The sequence below is a fragment of the Azospirillum sp. B2RO_4 genome (assembly GCF_051124815.1).
Taxonomy (GTDB): domain Bacteria; phylum Pseudomonadota; class Alphaproteobacteria; order Azospirillales; family Azospirillaceae; genus Azospirillum.
Window position 1 is genome coordinate 1,352,373 of the sequence record NZ_CP118485.1, and the last position, 17,035, is coordinate 1,369,407.

18 protein-coding genes and 1 riboswitch are annotated in these 17,035 nt (G+C 68.3%); of the genes, 7 read left to right on the plus strand and 11 right to left on the minus strand.

Going from position 1 to position 17,035, the window contains the following annotated elements; translation table 11 throughout:
- Nucleotides 1-57: 57 nt before the first annotated feature.
- Entirely contained in the window at nucleotides 58-822 is a 765-nt protein-coding gene (locus PWS46_RS06395) for a class I SAM-dependent methyltransferase (RefSeq protein WP_434619578.1), read from the plus strand.
- Here PWS46_RS06395 and PWS46_RS06400 read toward each other — a convergent pair.
- A complete protein-coding gene (locus PWS46_RS06400; RefSeq protein ID WP_434619581.1) occupies nucleotides 819-2,000 on the minus strand; it encodes an MFS transporter in 1,182 nt (393 codons plus the stop codon). The genes PWS46_RS06395 and PWS46_RS06400 overlap by 4 nt on opposite strands.
- A 130-nt stretch (nucleotides 2,001-2,130) precedes the next feature.
- Between PWS46_RS06400 and PWS46_RS06405 the strand changes: the two genes are divergently transcribed.
- A complete protein-coding gene (locus PWS46_RS06405) occupies nucleotides 2,131-3,033 on the plus strand; it encodes a LysR substrate-binding domain-containing protein (protein WP_434619584.1) in 903 nt (300 codons plus the stop codon).
- Nucleotides 3,034-3,104: 71 nt separating this feature from the next.
- On the opposite strand, the gene PWS46_RS06410 is transcribed toward PWS46_RS06405, so the two are convergent.
- From PWS46_RS06410 to PWS46_RS06420, 3 genes are all read right to left on the minus strand, one after another.
- A complete protein-coding gene (locus tag PWS46_RS06410) occupies nucleotides 3,105-3,602 on the minus strand; it encodes a single-stranded DNA-binding protein (RefSeq protein WP_434619587.1) in 498 nt (165 codons plus the stop codon).
- Between the two features lie 339 nt (nucleotides 3,603-3,941).
- Complete coding sequence (locus tag PWS46_RS06415; RefSeq protein WP_434619590.1) at nucleotides 3,942-4,370, minus strand: response regulator; 429 nt, start codon at nucleotides 4,368-4,370, stop codon at nucleotides 3,942-3,944.
- A 207-nt stretch (nucleotides 4,371-4,577) separates the two neighbouring features.
- Nucleotides 4,578-5,396 (minus strand): hypothetical protein, encoded by an 819-nt coding sequence (locus PWS46_RS06420; protein WP_434619593.1) that lies wholly within the window; start codon nucleotides 5,394-5,396, stop codon nucleotides 4,578-4,580.
- A gap of 328 nt (nucleotides 5,397-5,724) precedes the next feature.
- Between PWS46_RS06420 and PWS46_RS06425 the strand changes: the two genes are divergently transcribed.
- On the plus strand, nucleotides 5,725-7,326 hold the full coding sequence (locus PWS46_RS06425; protein WP_434619596.1) for a hypothetical protein: 1,602 nt from the start codon (nucleotides 5,725-5,727) through the stop codon (nucleotides 7,324-7,326).
- A 64-nt stretch (nucleotides 7,327-7,390) separates the two neighbouring features.
- Here the strand turns inward: PWS46_RS06425 and PWS46_RS06430 are convergent, their stop codons facing one another.
- The 3 genes from PWS46_RS06430 to PWS46_RS06440 form a co-directional block, all read right to left on the minus strand.
- Nucleotides 7,391-7,945 carry a hypothetical protein gene (locus PWS46_RS06430; protein WP_434619599.1) on the minus strand — a complete coding sequence of 185 codons (555 nt, stop codon included), beginning with the start codon at nucleotides 7,943-7,945 and terminating at the stop codon, nucleotides 7,391-7,393.
- Nucleotides 7,942-8,544 carry a hypothetical protein gene (locus PWS46_RS06435; protein WP_434619602.1) on the minus strand — a complete coding sequence of 201 codons (603 nt, stop codon included), beginning with the start codon at nucleotides 8,542-8,544 and terminating at the stop codon, nucleotides 7,942-7,944. Before PWS46_RS06435 ends, PWS46_RS06430 begins: the two co-directional genes overlap by 4 nt.
- A gap of 156 nt (nucleotides 8,545-8,700) precedes the next feature.
- A complete protein-coding gene (locus tag PWS46_RS06440; RefSeq protein WP_434619605.1) occupies nucleotides 8,701-9,828 on the minus strand; it encodes an acetoin utilization protein AcuC in 1,128 nt (375 codons plus the stop codon).
- A gap of 161 nt (nucleotides 9,829-9,989) precedes the next feature.
- Nucleotides 9,990-10,096: riboswitch (TPP riboswitch) on the plus strand.
- A 26-nt stretch (nucleotides 10,097-10,122) separates the two neighbouring features.
- On the opposite strand from PWS46_RS06440, the gene PWS46_RS06445 reads away from it, so the two are divergent.
- The 4 genes from PWS46_RS06445 to PWS46_RS06460 all read left to right on the plus strand — a co-directional run bounded on the left by PWS46_RS06445 (nucleotide 10,123) and on the right by PWS46_RS06460 (nucleotide 13,567).
- On the plus strand, nucleotides 10,123-10,863 hold the full coding sequence (locus PWS46_RS06445) for an ABC transporter ATP-binding protein (protein ID WP_434619608.1): 741 nt from the start codon (nucleotides 10,123-10,125) through the stop codon (nucleotides 10,861-10,863).
- Nucleotides 10,860-11,627 (plus strand): ABC transporter permease, encoded by a 768-nt coding sequence (locus tag PWS46_RS06450; RefSeq protein ID WP_434619611.1) that lies wholly within the window; start codon nucleotides 10,860-10,862, stop codon nucleotides 11,625-11,627. Before PWS46_RS06445 ends, PWS46_RS06450 begins: the two co-directional genes overlap by 4 nt.
- Nucleotides 11,628-11,659: 32 nt before the next feature.
- On the plus strand, nucleotides 11,660-12,616 hold the full coding sequence (locus PWS46_RS06455) for an ABC transporter substrate-binding protein (protein WP_434619614.1): 957 nt from the start codon (nucleotides 11,660-11,662) through the stop codon (nucleotides 12,614-12,616).
- A 123-nt stretch (nucleotides 12,617-12,739) separates the two neighbouring features.
- Nucleotides 12,740-13,567 (plus strand): universal stress protein, encoded by an 828-nt coding sequence (locus PWS46_RS06460; protein WP_434619617.1) that lies wholly within the window; start codon nucleotides 12,740-12,742, stop codon nucleotides 13,565-13,567.
- A 174-nt stretch (nucleotides 13,568-13,741) separates the two neighbouring features.
- Here the strand turns inward: PWS46_RS06460 and PWS46_RS06465 are convergent, their stop codons facing one another.
- The 4 genes from PWS46_RS06465 to hflX all read right to left on the minus strand — a co-directional run bounded on the left by PWS46_RS06465 (nucleotide 13,742) and on the right by hflX (nucleotide 16,982).
- Complete coding sequence (locus tag PWS46_RS06465) at nucleotides 13,742-14,554, minus strand: inositol monophosphatase family protein (RefSeq protein WP_434619620.1); 813 nt, start codon at nucleotides 14,552-14,554, stop codon at nucleotides 13,742-13,744.
- Nucleotides 14,555-14,592: 38 nt separating this feature from the next.
- Nucleotides 14,593-15,114: a hypothetical protein gene (locus PWS46_RS06470; RefSeq protein ID WP_434619623.1), complete on the minus strand. Its 522-nt coding sequence runs from the start codon at nucleotides 15,112-15,114 to the stop codon at nucleotides 14,593-14,595.
- A 153-nt stretch (nucleotides 15,115-15,267) separates the two neighbouring features.
- Nucleotides 15,268-15,576, minus strand: a complete 309-nt coding sequence (locus PWS46_RS06475) for a hypothetical protein (RefSeq protein WP_434619626.1) — start codon at nucleotides 15,574-15,576, stop codon at nucleotides 15,268-15,270.
- 164 nt (nucleotides 15,577-15,740) lie between these two features.
- Nucleotides 15,741-16,982 carry a GTPase HflX gene (hflX, locus tag PWS46_RS06480; protein WP_434619629.1) on the minus strand — a complete coding sequence of 414 codons (1,242 nt, stop codon included), beginning with the start codon at nucleotides 16,980-16,982 and terminating at the stop codon, nucleotides 15,741-15,743.
- Nucleotides 16,983-17,035: the final 53 nt, after the last annotated feature.

Sequence of the window (17,035 nt, forward strand, 5' to 3'; positions counted from 1 at the left end):
GGTTGACATCGGCGCGACGCTTGCCCCATCAGCCACCCCGTCACAAGGAAGCCACCCATGACCCAAAACCACCATGGCGTCGTTGCCGAGAATTACGGCCCGCGCGCCGACGCCTATGTCTCCAGCGCCGTCCATGCCGCCGGCGCCGACCTGGACCAGATCGAGGAGGCTCTGCGCGGCCGCTCCGCTGCTCGGGTGCTGGACCTGGGCTGCGGCGGCGGCCATGTCAGCTACCGCGCGGCCCCCCATGTGGCGGAGGTCGTGGCCGTCGACCTGACTCCTGAGATGCTGGAGGCGGTCACCCGCACCGCGGCGGAGCGCGGCCTGACCAACATCGCCACCCGGCAGGCGCCGGCCGAACGGCTGCCCTTCGACGACGGCTGCTTCGACCTGGTGCTCTGCCGCTTCACTGCCCACCATTGGCGCGATTTCGAGGCCGGCCTGCGGGAGGCGCGGCGTGTGCTGGCGCCCGGTGGAACCGCGATCTTCATCGACTGCGTCGCGCCGGCCGCCGCCGTGCTGGACACCCATCTGCAGGTGGTGGAGGTGCTGCGCGATCCCTCCCACGTCCGCAACTATACGGCGGCGGAGTGGATGGCGGCCCTGGCTCGGGCCGGCTTCGCCGTCCGGTCGCTGACCCCGCGTCGCCTGCGCATGGAGTTTGCGGTCTGGACCGCCCGCACCCGCACGCCGGACCTCCATGCCCAAGCCATCCGCTCTCTCCAGTGCATCGCGTCGGCCGAGGTCCGCAGCCATTTCGACATCACCGACGACGGCAGCTTCCTGCTCGACACGCTGACGCTGGAGGTTGATGCGGTTTAACAAGCCGCCGGAACGGCCTGCTCCCGCCGGTCGAGCGCACCGCTCGCCAGCGTCAGGACCAGACCACCCAGCACGAACAGGCCACCGACCCAGGGCGTGGCGCCGAGGCCGAGCGGGGAGGACACCACCTGCCCGCCGAAGAAGGCGCCCGCCGCGATGCCCAGGTTGAATGCGGCGATGTTCAGCGCCGACGCCACATCCACTGCCCCCGGCGCATGGCGCTGCGCCAGTTGGACGACATAGAGCTGAAGCCCTGGAACATTGGCGAAAGCCAGCGCCCCCATGCCGGCCAGCGTGACCAGCGCCGGGATCTTGGCATCCGCGGTGAAGGTGAAGACGATCAGAACCAGCGCCTGCAGGGCGAACAGCCAGGCCAGCGCCCGCACCGGCCTGCGGTTGGCGAGCTTGCCGCCGACGAGGTTGCCGACCGCGATGGCGGCACCATACAGCACCAGCACGAGGCTGACGGTGGAGTTGGAGAATCCGGTGATCGTCTCCAGGATCGGCGCCAGGAAGGTGAAGGCGACGAAGGTGCCGCCATAGCCCAGCGCCGTGATCGCGAAGGCCAGCAGCAGGCGCGGCTTCGCCAGCACACCGACCTGCACCGCCAGACCGGCGGCCGGCGGCTGGCTGAGTCGTGCCGGAACCAGCGCCGCAACACCCACCCCGCCGACGACGCCCAACGCAGAAACCGCCAGGAAGGTGGCGCGCCAGCCGAAGGTCTGGCCGATCCAGGTTCCCAGCGGCACGCCGGTGACGATGGCGATGGTCAGCCCGGAGAACATCATGGCGATGGCGGAGGCACGCTTGTCCTCCGGCACCAGATCGGCGGCGATGGTCGACCCGACCGAGAAGAAGACGCCATGGGCGAAGGCGCTCAGCACCCGTGCCACCAGCAGCGTCTCGTAATTCGGGCTGACGCCGGCCAGCAGGTTGCCGGCGACGAACACACCCATCAGGCCGAGCAGCAGCGGCTTGCGCGGCACCCGGCCGGTCAGCGCGGTCAGCACCGGCGCCCCGAAGGTGACGCCCAGCGCATAGACGCTGACCACCATGCCGGCCAGCGGCAGGCTGACATCCAGATCATTCGCCACGGTGGGCAGCAATCCGACGACGACGAACTCCGTCGTCCCGATCGCATAGGCGCTGATCGCCAGCGCCAGCAGTGCGAGAGGCATTTCAAAACTCCTCGTTCCAAGAAGGACTGTGCTGGAGAGACGATGTGCGCCATAAGGTCGGGAACGGGAATGCCCACGCAGTTCCCATGATTTTGTCATTCAGCGACAAGGTGAGAGCGGAGATGCCGGCATGAGCGATCCACGCGCCTGGGAAATGCGGGTGTTCCTGCGGGTTGCCGCCCGCGGCAGCTTCAGCGCCGCCGGCCGCGACGTCGGGATGACGCCGTCGTCCACGGCGAAGCTGATCGGCAGGCTGGAAGAGCGGCTGGGCGTACGCTTGGTCGAACGCTCCACCCGCAAGCTGCGGCTGACGGCCGAGGGGGACCTCTACCGCGAACGTGCGGAGGCGCTGCTTGGGGAGATGGACGCGCTCGATGCCGAAATCGCCGGCGGGGCTCGGGCGCCGACCGGTCTGATCCGCGTCAACGCCTCCGTCCCCTTCGGCCAGCATTGTCTGCTGCCGCTGCTGCCGGACTTCCTGCGCGACCATCCCGGCATCACGCTGGACATGACGATGACGGATGAGGTGGTGGACCTCTATGCCGCCCGTGTCGATGTCGCCTTCCGCGCCGGACCGTTGAGCGATTCGGCACTGCTGGCCCAGCGGCTGGGTGTCGTCCGCCGCCGGATCGTCGCTTCACCGGCTTATCTGGAACGCAAGGGCGTGCCGATGACCGCCGCTGATCTGGAGGCGCATGACTGCCTGGGATTCAATTTCCGCCGCGCCGCCGCGGTCTGGCCGCTGAAATCCGGTGGGCGTCTGGTCGACCGCGAGGTGCCCACCCGTATCCTGGCGAACAATGGCGAGACCGTGCGCCACATGGCACTGCTCGGCCTGGGGCTGGCTCGGCTGGCCGATTACCACGTCCGCACCGATCTGCGCGAGGGCCGACTGGTGGCGGTATTGGACGACGCACTCGTCGACACCGAGGAAATCCACGCCGTCTATACCGGCCGCGACCGCGCCCCCCGCCGTGTCCGCGCCTTCCTCGACCACATGGCGCCGCGCTTGCGGGCGATGCTCGCGGATTGAAGGGCGTCAAAAAGAAATCGGCCGGATGACGGGCATCCGGCCGATGGCTCCTACCGCTGCGGCGTGCCGCCTCAGAATGGGATTTCGTCGTCGAGGTCCTCGTGACGGGGCGGAGCGCCACCGCCGCTGCGGCCGCCGCCCGATGAGCCGCCACCGTAGTTGCCGCCGCCACCGCCATAGCCGCCGCCGCTGCCGCCACCGCTTCCGCCGCCACGCGATTCGTAGCCGCCGCCACCGCCGCCGAAGCTGCCGCCTTCTTCACGGGCGCCGCCGGTGAAGTCGATCTCGGCAACGCGGACCGACAGGCCGGCGCCGCGGGTGCCGTCGCGCTTCTCATACTCGCGCAGGGTCACCTCGCCCGACACCACGACGCTCTTACCCTTGGTCAGGTGCGGAGCGAGCGACTCGGCGCGGCGGCCCCAGATCGAGCAATCGACCCACTGGGTCGTCTTGCGATCGCCGAAACCGACATCGTTGGCGACGCGGAAGCCCAGCACCTTCTCGCCGCTCTGGGTCGTGCGCAATTCGCCGTCCGCGCCCAGGCGTCCCGTAAACGTCCAAACATTCATCGCTCGTTGCTCCTAAGCGCGAGTGTCCCAGCATCCATGCCGACCCGTCAGGATGCCCGGCGGAGGCATCCAGATGCCGAGGGTTCCCATTCGCAGGGCCGGCTGTTCAATGGCGACCATCCCCCCGGTCCCGCGCAACGAAGCACGATGGACCGACGCCGGTCAACCGCCGTCGGACATGCCCCGGCGATGCCCGGACCGGCGCACTCGCCCAGCCGTTCCGCACCAGAACACTCCATGAACAAATATAGCAGAGCGGCAGGCGCCGGGAAACCGATTCCTTCGCTGTAGCGCGGGATTCCTACCGGCTCGGACACGATCGCCGCAGGCGGACGGCAGTCAACGAAGACGGCGGGCGGCCAGATCCAGGGCGATCTTCAACTGGGCATGGGAAAACGGCTTGTGCACGACGCCGAGCGGATAGGTCTCGGTGATGCGGGCCATGGTGCCGTGGTCGCTGTGCCCCGACAGGTAGATGGATCGCAGGCCGTAATCCAGGTTCAGCCGCCGTGCAGTGGCGATGCCGTCCCCGCCGCCGAACCGCACATCGGTCAACGCCAGATCCGGCCGCTCACGCCCCGCCAGCTCCGCCGCTTCATTCTCCGTCCGCGCGATTCCGCAGACGGTGTGGCCCAGGTCCGCGACCAGGATGGACAGTGCGTCGGAAACGGCGTCGTCATGTTCAAGCACCAGAACGCGGAGCGGTTGCCCGGGCGAACGGACGCGCTGTGGCATGTTCTGCTTGGCAATGGAGTCGATCCTGAGCATGCGACCGACCTCGGGCGTTTTCCCAGTGTTGCGCAGTATGCGGCGAATTTTGGTAAATTTTCGTTTACCGATACGCCGTTTGTACTAGAACCAGCCCGAATTTGCAAGCTCAATCGTTCAGGTCCTGACCTTTTGCGCCAGGGTTCGCACGAGAGTCGTCAATCCGAGTCGCAGCCCGGCCGACGAGTCTTTGGTGATCGAAAGGGGTCAGCGCCCCGCCGGTCCGAGCCAGTCGATACCGCCCGTCGTGCGCTGCCCGCCACCGCCCGCACGCACTGTCGCGGCACGCGACGGCGGCGATGGCGCCGCGGGTTCACCGGCCAGCCAGGATGCGTGTCCCTCCGACGCGGGAACTTCGGACTTCGACCCCTCTGCCACAGGGACGTAGGGCCTCGACGGCGGTCGGCTACCCGCCGGTGCAGTTAGGAACGGCTCCGCGGCCGGTGCGGGTGGGCGGGGTTCCGGCAGGCGTGGTGCAGCCAGCGCCGGCTGCCCGGTGCGGGCCGGCGGGCTGCTCGGGCGCGGCGGTGGTGCATCGAGCGGAACCGGGGCCAGGTCGGCCTCCATCTCCTCGTCGTCACCCATGTCGTTGCCCATACCGCCACCATCTGGTCGATGAACGGCAGGGTCGTCCCAAACCGCTGCGGCCGGCTGTCGCAGGCGCGGTGCGTCGGCGGCCCCCAGCCAGGATGGACGTTCGTCATCCGACAACGGTCCGGTTTGGGTGTTGAGCTGCCGCGCCTGCTCGCGAATGTCCAGCAGGGTGGTTATCGCCAGTTGCAGCAGCGGGGCCAGCACCATGGGGTCGGCCATTTCCTCCGCGCTCAGCGCGGCGAAACGGTCGCGCACGGTCTCGACCGCCTGTTCCACGCCATCGCGCAGGGCGCCGGCCTCGTGGGCCAGCCGCTCCAAATCCTCGCGCAGGGCGGAGATTTCGCACGCCTGCCGCAATTCGTGGAAGCCGATCCCCGCTCCCAGGAGTGGCGAGGACCGCCGGTCCCGTGACGAACCAAAATCGTGAGGCATCTTGGCCTTACCCCGGTTCCAAGCCCAGCCCGATGAAGGCGCCCGGCCGGCATGATGCGACGGTGCCCCCTTATGGCAACCCGCGCAACCGACGCCGGTTCCAAAAGCCGACATGACGGCGCGAACTGCCGGACCGTCGGCGAAGTTGCAGCAGTCACGGCCGGCCCCTGATCGGGCAACGATGTTTAGCGCCGTTGATGTCGTTTGGAAACCGTTTGCGCGTGATGGCCGCTTGTACTATTTTTTCGGCCCCAGGGGAATGGATTCCTTGCGATCCAACATCCAGGCGCCTCCCCGCCGCCATTTCATCTTGCCGGAATCCCATACGGTGTCGATCGACCGCTCGGAACTTGAACGGCTCCTTGCCGATCGCCCGGCAGGCAACCGCAGCGCCATGCAGGCGGTGCGCGAGAGCTACGCCGACATCGGACTGATGCGCGAACGCGGCCTGTCCTGGGCCGAGATCTCGGATCTGCTGGCGAAGCTGGGCGTGACCGCCCGCGACAATCAGCCGATTTCGCCGGTCACCCTGCGCTCCGCCTTTTTCCTTGTCGGGAACGAGGGGCGCGGCGAGGCGGCCGACGACCATGCCGGCGGCACCGCCATGCCGCCGGAAACGCTGGCCGCCGTCCACGAAGCGGCGCTGTCCGCCGGCTTGAACGACCCGGAGGAGGAAGAAGACGCCGACTCCGGCGCGGAATCCGTGGATCGGGCGCCGGTTCCCGAACCGGAGCCGGCGGCGCAGACGGTCGAGGAAGCCTTCCAGGACGCCGCAGCGGATGCCGTGACGGAGGATGAGTCGGCAGTCGAAGAGCCGGAACCCGATCCCGTCGCACCGACGCTGCAGACGGACGAGTCCGAGTCCGACCCCGCGTCCCCCGCTCCGAAGAACCTGCTCGCCCCGGTCATGCCGGATGCCGACGACGTTGCTGACGAGGGGCCGGCGGAGGAAAGCGGCGCCGACGACAGCATCCCGCAGGGCGGCGCTTCCGACAGAATGGCCTCCAAGCCGGAACCACAACCGGCCTCCATCCAGACCCCCGCGGCGGCTGTGCGGGACACCGGTTCGCCGGCGTCCCCGCCTGCGCCTCCCACGACGACCCAAGACGAATCAACGAACGCATACTGGAAAGGCGATCGCATGCTGGGCACGATCTTCGTCCTCAATGACCGCGGCGGCGTCGGCAAGACGCTGCTGTCCCATCACCTGATGGCGACCGCCATGCTGGAAGGCCTGCAGCTGAAGGTCGTCGAGTACGAGGTGAACGAGCGTCTCGCCCGCCTGTTCGGCCCGGACGTGGTCGAACATCGCCGTATCACCCAGGACTTCATGAACATGATGGGGTCGGGCGACGGCTTCTACGAGTTCTGGGATCTGATCGGTCCGGAACTGCAGCGCGGCGGCCGTCTGTACGATTTCGGCGGCAACATCTCGCAGTGGTTCTTCAACTGGGCCGAGGTTTCGGGCTTCGACTATTACGTCGGCGACGGCGAACGGCTGACCTTCATGGTTCCGGTGACCGTCGACCTCGCCTCCCTCTCCACCGGCATGTCGACGCTGGAGCGGGTGGCGACCATCGCCCCGAAGGCCAAGCGCGTGCTGGTCGAAAACGGCTTTTCCGGCCCCTTCTCGCAGTTGGAGGACAGCCAGTATGCCCGCCGCAAGGCGGAGATGGTGGAGCGCGAGGGCCTGCAGGTCATCTCCATGCAGCCCTGCACCGCCCCGGCCTGGGCGCGGCTGACCGGCCACCGCCTGGATCAGGTGGCGACGATGACCCGCGAGGATCTGGTGAAGCTGGGCATGACCCCGCCGGTCGCCTCCCGCTCGCTGATCATCATCCATGAATGGCTGCGCAACATGCGTCAGGCGCTGTCGCCCTACCTGCACGACGCCTTCCGCCAGACCCCGGCCACCGCCAAGGCGCGCTGAGACCTGTAAGGCTGGTTGTCGAAAGCCCTTCTTCCCCGCGCTGGGGAGAAGGGCTTTTCCATATCTACGCCGCGCTGCGGGCGGCGCTGGAGCTGTAGAGGTCTTCCTTGACCGCCGCCACCGACCGCACCTGATAGCCTGGGCGCGCGCTGAACCGGCGATTGGCGCGCTCGGCCGCCTCGCGGTCGGATTCGGCCCACACCAGATAATTGCGCCCGCGCGCCCATTCGACCGCCAGCGGGTGGGTGGCGTCGATCTCGCCGATCTGCTGGTTCACCACGGTCACCAGCCATTCCTTGTCGCCGGGATTGCGCCGGTCGGTCAGGATCAGGATTTGGGGACGGCGCTTCGACTGCGCTTCGGTCAGGCGCTGCTGCACCTCGACCTGCTTCTTGCGCAGTTCCACGATCTCCCGCGTCAGCTCCTCGATCTCGCCATGAAGGTTCTCCTCTTCGCGGTGCAGGCGATGGATGGTGGACTCCAGCTTGTCCTGCCTGTTGCGCACGCCACGGACGCGCTGGCGCGCCTGCGACACCCGCTGTTCCACGGTCATCAGCACATTGCCGAGCCATGCGCCGATGGCGACGATCGCCAGGACGATGATGAAGTTGATCATCATGAGGCGGCACCGGCCTTGGCGCGGGCGGTGGCGGGCGGCACCGGCACGCCGCCCTTGCCGCCGCTCTTCGCATCGCCCCGCATGAAGGACTTCTGGAACCCCAGCTTGAAGGGGAAGGCGACGTCGCACATCTGTTTCGCCTCGTCGAAGCTGGAGGCCCAGACCTCCGCCACATTGGCACAGCGCCAGATCGGGTTCACCGGCCCGCGGTCGCCGGCGGCCCTTGCGGCAGCGGACGCCTTCTCCTGTGTGACGGTGGCGACGAATTTCATCAGGCCGGCTTGCGGGTCGCCGACCTCGTGCACGAACAGCGGCGGCTGCTCGGCCAGTTCGCGGATCTGCTTCTCCGCCTTGCGGATGTCGCTTTCCAGCCGGTTGCGGTCGGAGGATTGGCTGTTGCGGCGCTGGACCAGCTGGTTGACGCGGTTCTGCAGCTCCTGCGCTTCCGCATGCAGCACATAGACGCGGTTCTCGATCTGCTCCAGACCGCTGCTCTTTTCCATGATGTTCGGCAGGAAATCCTTCAGCATCATGGCGACCGGGACGGCGGCCAGCATGATGATGACGATGGCGATCAGGAACAGCGTCGTGTTCGACATCCGCCCGCCCGTTCTCCTGCCCAAGCCTTAGGAAGCTGCACCGGCGCAGTGGAATGAGGATCACCGAACAATCCGGTTCCGTCAACGAATCGTCACGGCTTGGTTCGAAATTCGACCAAAATGAAACGATTCGCTACGGTTCAGATTCGTTGCGGTTCAGGACAGCGCCATCTCCGCCACCCGCTTCACCGCGTCGCGCACCGGTCCCGGCCGGCGTTCGTCGCCCAGCGTGGTGAACCAGTGCTCCGGCGGATTGCGTCCGGCGGCGCGGCTCCAGGTCAGGGCGCGCAGCACCGCCTCCGCCTCCGCCGTCGGCCTGATCGCCGGGTCGATGCCGTTCATCACCGCCCAGATCCCGGCCCAGCAGCGACCGACCGACCAGGGGTTATAGCCGCCTCCGCCCACCACCAGCACCCGCGGCGCCAGCGACAGCAGCGCCGCCACGGCGTCCCACAGCGCGCGGTTGGACAGCTCAAGCCGGCTCAGCGGATCCTCGGCCAGCGCGTCGGCGCCGGTCTGGATCACCATCGCCTGCGGACGGAAGGCGCGGGCCAGCGGCAGCACCGCCTCCTCCATCACATGCTCCATCTCGCTGTCATTGAAACCCGGCGGCACCGGCAGGTTGCGGGCCATCCCGCCGGCGCGGTCCTCCGCCTTGCCGGTGTAGGGCCAGCGGCCGTCCTCATGGATGGAGATCGTCAGAACCCGGTCGTCGTCGGCGAAGGCCTCCTCCACCCCGTCGCCATGGTGGGCGTCGAGATCGACGTAGAGCACCCGCTCCAGCCCATGGTCCAGCAGTTCCAGAATGCCCAGCACCGGCGCGTTGAAATAGCAGAATCCGCTGGCCCGGTCGCGCCGCGCATGGTGCGTTCCCGCCGCCGGGGCATAGACCAGCCCGGCCGGCCGGTCGCCCAGGATCCGGGCTGCCTGCAACGCCGACCCGCTGCTGTGGGCCGGCCGCCGGTACATCTCGGCGAAGACCGGGTTCTCCAGCTTGCCGAGATTGTGGCGGGCCGCGGTGGCCTCATCGACCCGCTGTTCGGCTTCCGCCCGTTTCAGCGCCGCGATATAGTCGGCGGTGTGGAAGCGCGCCAGTTCCCGTTCGCTCGCCACATGGGTGTCCAGATAGACCTCGTCCGGCAGCCAGCCCATGGCGCGGCTGAGGTCGATGACGGTCGAAACGCGCGGGATCGCCAGCGGATGTTTCGGCCCATAGGTCGAGCCGCGATAGATCTCGCCGCCGATGAACAGCGGGGTACGGAAGGGCGTGGTCAGGGCGGACACTCCATGATGCCCGCCAGAAACTAGGCGCGGCCACGCGCCGGTCAAGCGCCCGCTTCCAAGGCCGGGCTTCCGCTGGCCGGCTTCCCCCGGCCGTATTCCAAGTGCCGGAAGTCCGATCCGGCAATGCTTGCGGTCACGGATCGTCCGCGCCTATAGTCGCCGCCTTCACTGGGGGGAGCCGATGGGCGGCTGAGAGGTCCTGTTGCGGGACGACCCCTGGAACCTGATCCGGTTCATGCCGGCGTAGGGATCAGTGATGCGGGACCGCCCCCTCTCCTTCTCCGCCAGACCGATATGCTAGCCATGACGCCGCTTTCGGTGACGATCTTGCGCGCCCGGCTGACCTATGGCGGCACGCTGCTGTTCTCCGACCTGACGCTGGATCTGCCGGCCGGCCGCACCACCTGCCTGCTGGGACCGAGCGGCGTCGGCAAGACCACCCTGCTGCGCATCCTCGCCGGTCTGGCCGAGCCGGAACCGCCGACGCAGGTCGTCACCGGCGATGGCCAACCGCTGGCCGGCCGCATCGCCTACATGGCGCAGCAGGACCTGCTGCTGCCCTGGCTGACCGTCCTCGACAATGTCCTCCTGGGCGACCGGCTGCGCCACCGCCGGCCCGGCCCGGCGCGGGTGGAGCAGGCCCGCGCATTGCTGGACCGCGTCGGTCTGGCGGGGCGGGAGCGCGATCGTCCGGCCGCCCTGTCCGGCGGACAGCGGCAGCGCGTCGCATTGGCGCGCACGCTGATGGAGGACAAGCCGCTGGTCCTGATGGACGAGCCCTTCTCCGCGCTCGACGCCATCACCCGGCTGCGCTTGCAGGAGACCGCGGCGGAAACCTTAGCCGGCCGCACCGTCCTGATGGTCACCCACGACCCGCTGGAGGCGCTACGCATCGGCGACCGCCTGCATGTGATGACCGGCCGTCCCGCCGTGATGGGGCCGGCGCTAGAGCCGTCCGGCCCGGTGCCGCGCCGCGTCGACGATCCCAGCCTGCTGGCCCATCAGGCCGAGTTGCTGCGGAGGCTGGCGGAATGAAGGCGCTGCTGCGCGCCCTGGTCACGCTGCTGGTGCTGGTCGCCGGCTGGCAGGCGCTGGTCTGGGCCACCGGCCTGCCGCGCTACCTGCTGCCCAGCCCGCTGGCGGTGGCCGATGCCATGCAGCGGCAGGCACCCCTGCTGCTGGCCCATGGCCTGACGACCCTGTCGGAGATCCTGATCGGGCTGGTCGCCGGCGTGGCGCTGGGCGGGGTCAGCGCGTTGCTGCTGGCGCGCTTCCGCACCGCGCGGCGCTGGCTGATGCCACTGCTTCTGGTCAGTCAGGCGATCCCGGTCTTCGCCCTGGCGCCGCTGCTGGTCCTGTGGCTGGGCTACGGCATGGCCTCCAAGATCGCCATGGCGGTGCTGGTCATCTATTTCCCGGTGACGACCGCGCTGTTCGACGGGCTGCGGCGCACCGATCCCGGCTGGCTCGACCTTGCCCGCACCATGGGCGCCTCGCCCGCCGCCATCCTGTGGAGCATCCGCCTGCCGGCCGCCCTGCCCGCCTTCTGGTCCGGCGTGCGCGTCGCCGCCGCGGTGGCGCCCATCGGCGCGGTGATCGGCGAATGGGTGGGGTCGTCCTCCGGCCTCGGCTACCTGATGCTGCATGCCAACGCCCGCATGCAGATCGACCTTCTGTTCGCCGCCGTGCTGGTGCTGGGGCTGTTCGCGGTGACGCTGTACGCCGCCGTCGATGCGCTGGCCCGCCGCGCCCTGCCCTGGCAACCCGATACCCAACCTGCAGAAGACGCCAACCCTTAATTCACCTGCCCTTGAAGGGGGAAAGTTTCCCGATGAAGCACCTGCCAATCAAACAAATAATTGGCGCCGGCCTGATGGCTGCCAGCCTGATGACCTCGCTTCCGGCCCTGGCCCAGGACAAGCTGTCCGTGATGCTGGACTGGTTCGTCAACCCCGACCATGCCCCGCTGGTGGTGGCGCAGGAGAAGGGCTTCTTCAAGGATGCCGGGCTGGACGTGACGCTGACCGCCCCGGCCGACCCCAACGATCCGCCGAAGCTGGTCGCCGCCGGCGGCACCGACATCGCCGTCTCCTACCAGCCGCAGTTGATCCTGCAGGTGGACGAAGGGCTGCCGCTGGTCCGCATCGGCACGCTGGTGTCGACGCCGCTGAACTCCGTCGTCGTGCTGCGCGACGGGCCGGTGAAGACGCTGAAGGACCTGAAGGGCCGCAAGGTCGGCTATTCCATCGCCGGTTTCGAGGATGCTCTCCTCGGCGCCATGCTGGAGAAGGAGGGGCTGAGCCTGAAGGACGTCGAGCTGGTGAACGTCAACTTCTCGCTCTCGCCGTCGCTGCTGTCGGGGCAGGTCGATGCCGTGATAGGCGCCTTCCGCAACTTCGAGCTGAACCAGATGGCGATCGAAAATCATCCCGGCCGTGCCTTCTACCCGGAGGAGGAAGGGGTGCCGCCCTATGACGAGCTGATCCTGGTCGCCCGCAAGGACAAGGCGAACGACCCGCGCTTCAAGCGCTTCCTGGCGGCGGTGGAGCGCGCGACGCTCTACATCCTGAACCATCCGGAGGAATCGCAGGCCGCCTTCGTCAAGGGCCGCCCGGAGCTGAACGACGAACTGAACCGCCGCGCCTGGGCCGACACGCTGCCGCGATTCTCCCACAGCCCGGCCGCCCTGGATGGCGAACGCTACACCCGCTTTGCCGAGTTCCTGAAGGCGCGCGGCCTGATCAAGGCGGTGGCGCCGCTCGACCACTATGCGGTGGTGGTCAAGTAACCCCATCTGCTTGCAGTCATTGCCATTTGTCGCGGCGGAGCGTTATCTGAAGAGAAAGCGCTCCGCCGGCCGACACTCCGCGCCGATGGCGGGCCGACGCATAAGATTGGGAGACGCGAGGGCATGCCGATCAAGACCATCCTGCTGCACATGGCCAACGACGACGCCCACGCCAGCCGTCTGGCGGTGGCCGCCGCCCTGGCCAAGCGCTTCTCCGCCCACATCCAGGCGCTCTACATCGCCACCCCGGTGTCGATGCCGGCGGGCGCCACCGGCCGCGCCGCCTCCTACGGCTACATGGCGGAAGCCACCGCCATCGCCCACGAGAATGCCGAGCGCATCGAGCGGGAGGTGCGTCAGGCGCTCGACGGCCTGTCCTTCGACTGGACGCTGGAGGAGGGCGACCACGTCGATCTGCTGGCAGAGCGCGCCTCCTACGCCGATCTGGTTGTGGTGGTTCAGTCGGCCGCGGTGCGTGCAGGCGAACGGGTGTCGCTGCACCATATTCCCGACCGCCTGCCTCTGGAGACCCCCACTCCGGTGTTGGTCCTGCCGCCGAAGCAGCCGGCGACCGCGCCGATCGGCCGCCATGTGCTGGTCGCCTGGAAGAACAGCCCCGAATCGGCCCGCGCCGTCCGCGCCGCCATGCCCTTCCTGGAAGCGGCGGATTCCGTCACCGTCCTGTCGGTCGAACCGCCGGGCCAGCACACCAACGATGCCGCCGATCTGGTCGACTGGCTGCACCGCCACGGCATCGCCGCCCGCCCGCAGTCGGTCATCGCGTCCGGTGGTGAGGTCGGCGACATGATCCTGTCCTGCTGCGGCGACCAGGGCGCAGATCTGCTGGTGATGGGCGCCTATGGCCACTCCCGACTGCGCGAGCTGGTGCTGGGCGGCGCCACCCGCACCGTGCTGGAAGGGCTGACCCTGCCGGTGCTGCTGACGCATTGAGGGGTGCGGGGAGGGGTGTGCGGCGGATGCCCCCCTCCCTATCCCTCCCCCTCTTCGAGGGAGAGGGGATCGAATGCTTGTCAGCCTGACGCTCTGCAAAGGATAGGCGGAGTTCCCTCTCCCGCAAAGCGGGGGAGGGTTAGGGAGGGGGCAAAACACTCCCCCCTCCCACACTCACCCAAACAACTGCCCCTGCAGCGCCTGCCAGTTTTCGCGGTCGGGCGCCAACAGGATGCTGCCGTTGAGCAGCCCCGGCCGATAGGGCGTGCCGTCGATCAGCGCCGAATAGCCGCCGGCCTCCGCATGCATCAGCACACCGGCCGCATGGTCCCACGGCATCAGCCGGTGATAGAGCGAGTAATGCGCCCGCCCCTCCAGCAGCCGCAGATACTCCTGCGCGGCGCTCGACAGGCAGACACGCTCGCCCAGCCCGGCGCTGCGCTCCTCCAACTGCCGCCCCAATTCCTCGGCGCAGAAGCGCGTCGACAGCGCGCCGACCATCTGCGGCAGCGGCACGGCCGGCGCGACATGGACGCGGCTGCCGTTCAGCCGGGCGCCTTGCCCCTTCACCGCCGTCGCCATCCGCCCGTCGACCGGATCATGGATCCAGCCGGCGACCGTTTCGCCCTTCCAGGCGAGCGCCACAATCACCGCGAACATCGGCCGGCCCTGGGCGAAATTGATGGTGCCGTCCACAGGATCGATGATCCAGACCGGATCGTCGCCATGGATGCGGTCGAGCACGCGCTCGTCCTCCGACGCCGCCTCCTCGCCGATGACGCGGCTGCCCGGCAGCAGGGCCGACAGCGCCGGGGTCAAGGCCCGCTCCGCCGCCTCGTCCGCCAGGGTGACGAGGTCGGTCGGGCCGGTCTTCTGCCGGATGCCCGATGCGTCGAGCTTTTGGAAATACGGCATGATCTCCGTCCGTGCGACGGAGCGGATCAGGTCGGAAACTCGGTCGATGTCGGGAAGCGGAAAACCCGTCATGGTCGGAAGGTTCCTGATGGCTTGAGGGGGATGGCGGTTCAGCGCTTCGCCGCCGGCTGGTTGGCGGGCACGCTGTCCAGCTTCAACACGGGATCGCCGCCCTTCGGGTCGGTCAGCAGAACCCTGCCGTCCAGCCCGCTCTCCTTCAGCGCCTTCGACAGCGCATCGAAGGTGGCGCGGTCGGCTGCAGCGGCAGCGGCCTCCTTGGCGGGATCGGGCGGCGGTGGCGGCACCGGACCACCCTGTGCCGGCTCACGCGGCGCCTTGGGATCCGGCGGCGGCGGCGGGGGGCCCGCGGTTTCCTTCTCCGGCTCCGGAGGGGGTGGCGGCGGCGGTTGCCACAGGCGGAAGCAGTCGGTGAAGGCCTGCTGCTTGCAATCCTTCAACAGCTCCGCAGCGTCCGGCGCAACGACGACTGGTTGGTCGGGTGCCAGCGGAAGGGGTTTCGGCGGGGGGGGAAGCGGATCCTCGGGCGGCACCGCCGGTTCCTCGACATAGCCGGGCGGCAGCGGTATTCCGTAACGCACCGCATCGGCCGCCACGGCTTGATCGAATGCCAAAAGCAGCGGCAATGCCGGGATCAGGCGGCCCGCGCACATCAGGACAGTACGGAATGGGAAACGGAGCACGACGGGACCGCGGCGATGGCGAACGACCCATTATGGCCCGCCATCGCCTGCGCAGTCATCCCTCAAGCATGTGTCAAATCACCGTCAGGCCGCGACGCGGTGGTCGTGATGGGGGTCGTGGCGGGTTCCACCGGTGAAACCGCCATAGCCCCAGGCAGCCAGCTCACGACAGATCGCTTCGATCTTTGCGGCCTCTTCGGCATTCGGCTCCCGCCGGGCCGCGGATTCGATCAGGCGCATCAAGGTCGCACGGCCTTCCGGCGTGCGCGAAAGCTCCTGCAACCGCAGCAGGGCGGCACCCGGCGGCAGCTTCTCCTGACGGGCGACGAGAGCGACCTGATCGGCGAGGAAAGCCGTGATCGAAAAGCACGACGGATCGGTTTGCAACCGCATTGGCAGTCCTCCTGATGGGGGAGCGCACCGCTCCGTTCCCATAATCGGACCCCAACGGGGAAATAACCACGCCGCATTCGTCTTAAGACCGGAGTGGGGTGCAACAGGTCATAGACCCTGGGTCGCACCCCATTCCTTCGGCCAAAGGTACAGGCCGACGCCGCTTACGGTTGCGGCTGAACCTGCTCGGCCGGCTGGAACCGCTTCTCGAACCGCGCGAGATCGACGGGGTCTATGGAGACCTGCAGATGCGCATGCTCCTCGTCGTCGCGCCGGTCCAGAACCTCGCTCCTGGCATAGAGCCAAGCGAGCGCCGCCCCGTCGCCCAGTTCCACCGACAGGTCGACGACCCGTCGATTGACGTTCATCCGCTGGTCGAGCAGGCGATCGAGGTCGTCGATCCCCTCCCCCGACAGGGCGGAGACCGCCACCGCGCGCGGATTGCGCCCGGTCTGGGTCAGGACCGCCGCGCGGCTGTCCTCGTCCAGAGCGTCGATCTTGTTCAGCACCTCGATCACCCGGTCGTCCGTCTCCGGGTCGATGCCCATGTCGGACAACACTTCATGGACGTCGGCCTTCTGGGCCTCGCTGTCGATGTGGGCGATGTCGCGGACATGCAGGATGATGTCGGCGGCATCCACCTCCTCCAGCGTGGCGCGGAAGGCGGCGACGAGGCCGTGCGGCAGGTCGGAGATGAAGCCGACCGTGTCCGACAGGATCACCTTGCGCCCCGACGGCAGCGTCACCTGCCGCATGGTGGGATCGAGCGTGGCGAACAGCAGATTCTGGGCGAAGACGTCGGCGTTCGCCAGCCGGTTGAACAGCGTCGATTTGCCGGCGTTGGTGTAGCCGACCAGCGCCACCACCGGGTACGGCACCTTGGCGCGCGCCTTTCGGTGCAGGCCGCGGGTTCGCCGTACCTCCTCCAGCTCCTTCTTGATCTTGATGATCCGGTCGCCGATCAGGCGCCGGTCAAGCTCGAGCTGGGATTCACCGGGGCCGCCGAGGAAGCCGAAGCCGCCGCGCTGCCGCTCCAGGTGGGTCCAGGACCGGACCAGCCGGGATTTCTGATAGGTCAGGGAGGCCAGTTCGACCTGCAGCATGCCTTCCCGCGTCCGGGCGCGGGCGCCGAAGATCTCCAGGATCAGGCCGGTGCGGTCGATGACCTTCGCCTTCAGCGCCCGTTCCAGGTTGCGCTGCTGGACCGGCGACAGGGCATGGTCGAGGACGACGAGGGTCGCCTCGGTCTCCTCCACCACCTGTGCCAGCTGCTCCACCGTGCCGGAGCCGAGCAGGGTCGATGGCTGCGGCCGGTTAACCTTGGCGCATTCGGCATGGACGACGTCCAGCTGAATGGCCTGGGCAAGACCGACCGCCTCCTCGAGCCGCGATTCGGGAGGGCGCATGTCCCCGTCCGCCTCGATGCGGAGGACAGGGTGGACCACGATGGCCCGCGCGG

Excerpts from the sequence above, each read along its gene's own strand:
- PWS46_RS06395 (WP_434619578.1), top strand. The coding sequence starts at position 58 with ATGACCCAAAACCACCATGGCGTCGTTGCCGAGAATTACGGCCCGCGC.
- PWS46_RS06400 (WP_434619581.1), bottom strand. The coding sequence starts at position 2,000 with ATGCCTCTCGCACTGCTGGCGCTGGCGATCAGCGCCTATGCGATCGGG.
- PWS46_RS06405 (WP_434619584.1), top strand. The coding sequence starts at position 2,131 with ATGAGCGATCCACGCGCCTGGGAAATGCGGGTGTTCCTGCGGGTTGCC.
- PWS46_RS06410 (WP_434619587.1), bottom strand. The coding sequence starts at position 3,602 with ATGAATGTTTGGACGTTTACGGGACGCCTGGGCGCGGACGGCGAATTG.
- PWS46_RS06415 (WP_434619590.1), bottom strand. The coding sequence starts at position 4,370 with ATGCTCAGGATCGACTCCATTGCCAAGCAGAACATGCCACAGCGCGTC.
- PWS46_RS06420 (WP_434619593.1), bottom strand. The coding sequence starts at position 5,396 with ATGCCTCACGATTTTGGTTCGTCACGGGACCGGCGGTCCTCGCCACTC.
- PWS46_RS06430 (WP_434619599.1), bottom strand. The coding sequence starts at position 7,945 with ATGATGATCAACTTCATCATCGTCCTGGCGATCGTCGCCATCGGCGCA.
- PWS46_RS06435 (WP_434619602.1), bottom strand. The coding sequence starts at position 8,544 with ATGTCGAACACGACGCTGTTCCTGATCGCCATCGTCATCATCATGCTG.
- PWS46_RS06445 (WP_434619608.1), top strand. The coding sequence starts at position 10,123 with ATGCTAGCCATGACGCCGCTTTCGGTGACGATCTTGCGCGCCCGGCTG.
- PWS46_RS06450 (WP_434619611.1), top strand. The coding sequence starts at position 10,860 with ATGAAGGCGCTGCTGCGCGCCCTGGTCACGCTGCTGGTGCTGGTCGCC.
- PWS46_RS06455 (WP_434619614.1), top strand. The coding sequence starts at position 11,660 with ATGAAGCACCTGCCAATCAAACAAATAATTGGCGCCGGCCTGATGGCT.
- PWS46_RS06460 (WP_434619617.1), top strand. The coding sequence starts at position 12,740 with ATGCCGATCAAGACCATCCTGCTGCACATGGCCAACGACGACGCCCAC.
- PWS46_RS06465 (WP_434619620.1), bottom strand. The coding sequence starts at position 14,554 with ATGACGGGTTTTCCGCTTCCCGACATCGACCGAGTTTCCGACCTGATC.
- PWS46_RS06475 (WP_434619626.1), bottom strand. The coding sequence starts at position 15,576 with ATGCGGTTGCAAACCGATCCGTCGTGCTTTTCGATCACGGCTTTCCTC.
- hflX (WP_434619629.1), bottom strand. The coding sequence starts at position 16,982 with ATGCGCCCTCCCGAATCGCGGCTCGAGGAGGCGGTCGGTCTTGCCCAG.